Origin of the sequence: Pseudomonas sp. HMSC063H08, assembly GCF_001813645.1 — a bacterium.
In the GTDB taxonomy this organism is placed as follows: domain Bacteria; phylum Pseudomonadota; class Gammaproteobacteria; order Pseudomonadales; family Pseudomonadaceae; genus Pseudomonas; species Pseudomonas aeruginosa.
Genome location: NZ_KV813623.1, coordinates 1 through 1,116 on the forward strand (window position 1 = coordinate 1; position 1,116 = coordinate 1,116).

At 64.1% G+C, this 1,116-nt stretch carries 2 protein-coding genes and 1 pseudogene; all 3 read right to left on the bottom strand.

The genetic code is table 11. The features are described 5' to 3' along the window. The coding region (locus HMPREF2924_RS31775; RefSeq protein WP_034032965.1) for a zonular occludens toxin domain-containing protein at positions 1 to 311 on the bottom strand (311 nt) is incomplete at its 3' end. Between the two features lie 3 nt (positions 312 to 314). After that, positions 315 to 671, bottom strand: coding sequence for a DUF2523 family protein (locus tag HMPREF2924_RS31780; protein WP_003114150.1), 357 nt, complete (start codon positions 669 to 671; stop codon positions 315 to 317). 4 nt (positions 672 to 675) lie between these two features. After that, positions 676 to 1,116, bottom strand: a pseudogene (locus HMPREF2924_RS31785) (hypothetical protein); the annotation flags it as partial.

Below are 1,116 nucleotides of genomic sequence, written 5' to 3' on the forward strand. Positions count from 1 at the left end.
TCGAGGTCTTTTTCCCGCCAGGACTTGGGAAACAGCAGTTGGGTTTCGTCGAAGATCAGGAAGGCCCCGCGGGGCGCCCACTGGAACCACGTGCGCATCTTTTCGAGGTCTTCCAGCGACTCCAGATCGAGGTTGATGATTTCCGCCGTATTGGGCAGGTCCGGGAAGACCTGATAGGCCCGCTCCAGGGTGAAGCCGCGCACGTTGGTGATGATCACCCGCCCGTCTTTCAGCGCGGGCACGGCGTCATCCTGGATCGCGCCGGAGGTCTTGTAGGAGCCATTGGGGCCGTGGTGGATCTTGATCGACACGGATCACCTCCCAATGAACGGCACGAAGCGCATGCAGAAGCGCGTCGCCGCCGCGACCATGATGATGTTCAGCGCCTGCGGCACGCCGAAGAAGGCCAGACCCGCCGCAATCGGCCCCGGCAGCGCGGCGTACATGCTGCGGATCATCTGCGGCACGCCGAGGCTGTCGATCAGTTCGCGGGCGGCGGTGTAGCTGACATCGATCAGCAGGATCAGAGTCTGGAGCGCGGCGTACATCGACGCCTTGGTGGCGACCACCAGGCCGTCGCGCACGAAGTCATAGATGCCTTGGGCGAAGAAGTCCCAGATCCACTGGAAGAAGGCGATGATCTGATCGAGGAAACCGGAGAGCCATTCCATAGGGTCAGTCCTTCAGCAGAATGAGGGCGGCGATCAGCGCGGCCATCAGCAGCAGCGCCACGCGCAGGCTGGAGAGTTGGCCGGCGTAGTCGGAGATACAGAGGGAGTAGGACTTGCCCCAAATGGTCATGGACTCGCAGGGCAGTTGCCCGCCGCCTTCCGCCAGGTTGAGGTCGAAGGCACCCTTCATCTGGTCGACGTTGGCCTTCACCTTGGTCTTGAGTTCTTTCTTGGCGTCCTCGACCTTCTTTTCCCAGGTGGCGATGGCGTCATCCCAGGTGCCGGGCGTGGGTTCCTTGAGTTCGCCGCCGGGGCCTTCGGGGCCGGTGGAGCAGTTCTCTTTCGCCGGGTCGCAGGTGCCGTTGCCATCGCCGCCCGTGCCGCTGCCGTCACCGTCGCCGCTACCATCGCCCCCGCCGTTGCCGTCCCCTCCCCCGCTGCCGTC

What these genes read in the sequence shown, in the direction of transcription:
- HMPREF2924_RS31780 (WP_003114150.1), bottom strand. Translation starts at nt 671, where the DNA reads ATGGAATGGCTCTCCGGTTTCCTCGATCAGATCATCGCCTTCTTCCAG.